The 3,005-nt window shown below is 62.3% G+C and carries 4 protein-coding genes; 3 read left to right on the forward strand and 1 reads right to left on the reverse strand.

Going from position 1 to position 3,005, the window contains the following annotated elements; all coding sequences use genetic code 11:
* Positions 1-126 precede the first annotated feature (126 nt).
* The 3 genes from tnpA to tnpC all read left to right on the forward strand — a co-directional run bounded on the left by tnpA (position 127) and on the right by tnpC (position 2,558).
* Positions 127-528 carry an IS66-like element accessory protein TnpA gene (tnpA, locus tag AC066Y_RS43030; RefSeq protein WP_207830852.1) on the forward strand — a complete coding sequence of 134 codons (402 nt, stop codon included), beginning with the start codon at positions 127-129 and terminating at the stop codon, positions 526-528.
* Positions 525-875 (forward strand): IS66 family insertion sequence element accessory protein TnpB, encoded by a 351-nt coding sequence (tnpB, locus tag AC066Y_RS43035; protein WP_166202960.1) that lies wholly within the window; start codon positions 525-527, stop codon positions 873-875. Before tnpA ends, tnpB begins: the two co-directional genes overlap by 4 nt.
* 99 nt (positions 876-974) lie before the next feature.
* A complete protein-coding gene (gene tnpC, locus AC066Y_RS43040) occupies positions 975-2,558 on the forward strand; it encodes an IS66 family transposase (RefSeq protein ID WP_207840158.1) in 1,584 nt (527 codons plus the stop codon).
* On the opposite strand, the gene AC066Y_RS43045 is transcribed toward tnpC, so the two are convergent.
* Positions 2,559-3,005, reverse strand: a 447-nt coding sequence (locus AC066Y_RS43045; RefSeq protein ID WP_478279111.1) for a hypothetical protein, incomplete at its 5' end; no start/stop codon positions are given.

Raw genomic sequence — 3,005 nt, forward strand, 5'->3', positions numbered from 1 at the left:
GTGAGCGTCATGCGGAGACCACGCGCTGAGGGTTGATCTGGTCGGCTAGGAAGATCTCGCGGAATGGTTTGTCGCGAGGTCACAATGTCAAAGAATAGTCGTAAGGATAGCGATAAGGATAGGCATATGCCTATCCTCGAACACGGCGCCGACACGCTGCAGCGTGTCGAGATCATCACCGGGACGGGCCGACGTCGGCGCTGGTCGACCGATGCGAAGGCGGCGATTGTTGCGGAGAGTTTTGCGCCGGGTGCAAGCGTGTCCGCAGTGGCGCGGCGACACGACATCAGTCCAAGCCTGTTGTTTCTCTGGCGTCGCCAGGCTACGCGGGCGCAGGTCGCGGAGCGCGGGGACAGAGGCATGCCACCTGGCTTTGTGCCGGTCGCGATCACCGGCTGTGGGCGCCCGAGTGAGGAGAAGGCGGCGATCGAGATCGAGGTCGGCGCGATTCGCATCCGTGTCAGGGGGACAGTGGTCCGGGAGGCACTGTGCGAGGTGCTGGCGGCGGTCGGGACGGTTGGTCGATGATCGGGCTTCGAGCTGGGTTGTCGATCTGGATTGCGACGCAGCCGGTCGATTTCCGCCGCGGCATGGACTCGCTGGCGATGCTGGTGAGCGAGGCCTTTGGAGCCGATCCGTTCGACGGCGGACTTTATGTCTTCCGCTCCAAGCGCCGAGATCGCGTGAAGATCCTGACTTGGGATGGAAGCGGCCTTGTCCTTTACTACAAAAGAATCGAGGGGCAGTTCACCTGGCCGCCGATCAAGGAAGGCGTCATGTCGCTATCTCATGCTCAGCTCTCGGTGCTGCTCGATGGCTCGGACTGGAAGCGTGTGCCGATGCGAGTTGTGGATCAGCCGATGCGAGCTGGTTGATCATTATCAAGAGTCGTTCGTCACTCATGCGGAGTTGTTGTAGAATCGCTCTGCATGAGTGATTTGCCTTCCGATCCAGCATTGCTCCGACAAGCCGTGATGACGCTATCGTCACGGCTTGCGGCGTTGTCGGAGGAATGCAGCACGCTGGCGACCGAGCGTGATGCAGCGATCGCCCAACGCGACGCTGCGATCCAGGAGAACGACAAGCTCCTGATGATCCTGTCCCAGTACAAGCGCACGATCTTCGGTCCGCGCTCCGAGACACTGGATATCGGACAGCTGTCTCTCTTCACCATCAGGGCACAGGCGGTTCGTGCCGCCGCCAACGACGACGTGACCGGAGGCAGGCTGCCTGACGGAGCGGAGGGCCGTGGAAAGCGACCGGCGCGACGCAACCGGGGGAAGCTTCCGGAGCATTTGCCGCGCATCGATGTCGTGATCGATATCGAGAGCCACATCTGCCCTTGCTGCGGCGAGCAGCTGCACAAGATCGGGGAGACCGTCAAGGAAGCCTTCGACGTCATTCCGATGCAGTACCGGGTCAAGCGCATCATGCGTCCACGGTACGGCTGCCGGGGATGCCGCCAGGGTGTTCTGCAGGCACCCGCGCCGGCCCAGGCGATCGACGGTGGAATGGTGACGGAAGCCTTGCTGGCCCACGTCGCGGTGATGAAATACGGCTACCAGCTGCCGCTGTATCGCCAGGAACAGATGTTTGCCGCCCAAGGCATCACGCTCGACCGGCAAACGCTGGCCTCGTGGATGGGCCGCGTCGCCTGGTGGCTGAAGCCGCTTCACGCGCTGTTGCGCCGCGCAGTGATGTCCTACCCGCGGCTGTTTGCCGACGAGACGCCGCTGCCAGTTCTCGATCCCGGCCGTGGCAGAACCAAAGTCTGCCAGTTCTGGGCGATCGCCACCGACGACCGCCCGTGGGGCGGCCCGGCGCCGCCGGCAGTAGTCTACGTGTTCGCCGAGGATCGCAAGGCAATCCGCGCCAGGCAGCTGTTTGGAGACTACGACGGCATCCTGCAGGTCGACGGCTACGCCGGGTACAAGGGGCTGATTAGAAACGGCGGCCGTCTGGTACAACTGGCGTTCTGCTTCGCGCATGCGCGGCGGAAGTTCTGGGACGTCCACGTCGCGACGAAATCGCCGATTGCCGCGGAAGCGCTGCAGCGGATCGCGATGTTCTACGCCATTGAGGATCGCATTCGCGGTTTGCCGGCGACGCAGCGAGCTGCGGTGCGACAATCCGACACCAGACCGCTGATCGAGGACTTCAAGCCCTGGCTCGAGGCGCGACTGCTGGAAGTCTCGAAGAAATCCAGCCTTGGCAAGGCGATCCGCTACACCCTCAACCATTGGGATGGCCTGACGCGATTCATCGATGATGGGCGCATCGAGATCGACAGCAATACGGTCGAACGCAGCATCAAGCCGATCGGGCTGGGAAAGAAAAACTATCTGTTCGCAGGCAGTGAGGGCGGCGCCGAAACCTGGGCCACTCTCGCATCACTCATCAACTCCGCAAAGCTTCACGACATCGACCCACGGCACTATCTTACTGATGTTCTCGAGCGCATCGTCTCCGGACGTACCAAGATCAATCAGCTGAACACGCTGCTGCCGTGGAATTGGAAAGCCGAGCGCGATGGTTCGGAGCCAAAGCTCGCCGCTTGATCAGTTCGACGGCAAGGCGTCGGGAACTTCCTGCGCATCGCTGGCGTCGTCGTAGATCTCTTCGCGGATCACGCGCAGCGTTACCTCGTGCAGATACACTTGCAGCGCACCCTCCAGCTCGGTGAACTCGGGCAGCAGGACTCGATCAACGAAGCCCCGTGACGCACGGACCATCACCGTGTTACGTCGCTGTCGGCGATATCGAAACGGCCGCAGCCCATATCGGCGGCAAAGCGCCAGAAACAGGTGCCGAGACCACTGGTCGGGAAGTGAGAATTGCTGTTCGATCGGTGGATCGTGGCGAGCAAGTTCCTCGACCCGGGCCCGCACCCGCTGCAGCGCGGCTTCCGCTGCAAGGCGCTCACCAGCAGTTCCGGCACCCACGAACAACGCCTCGATCTTCCGAAGCTTCTCGCGCAGCTGCGACTCGCTGGTCATTCTGATCCC

The organism is Bradyrhizobium sp. USDA3010 (genome assembly GCF_056429065.1).

Excerpts from the sequence above, each read along its gene's own strand:
- tnpA (WP_207830852.1), top strand. The coding sequence starts at position 127 with ATGCCTATCCTCGAACACGGCGCCGACACGCTGCAGCGTGTCGAGATC.
- tnpC (WP_207840158.1), top strand. The coding sequence starts at position 975 with ATGACGCTATCGTCACGGCTTGCGGCGTTGTCGGAGGAATGCAGCACG.
- tnpB (WP_166202960.1), top strand. The coding sequence starts at position 525 with ATGATCGGGCTTCGAGCTGGGTTGTCGATCTGGATTGCGACGCAGCCG.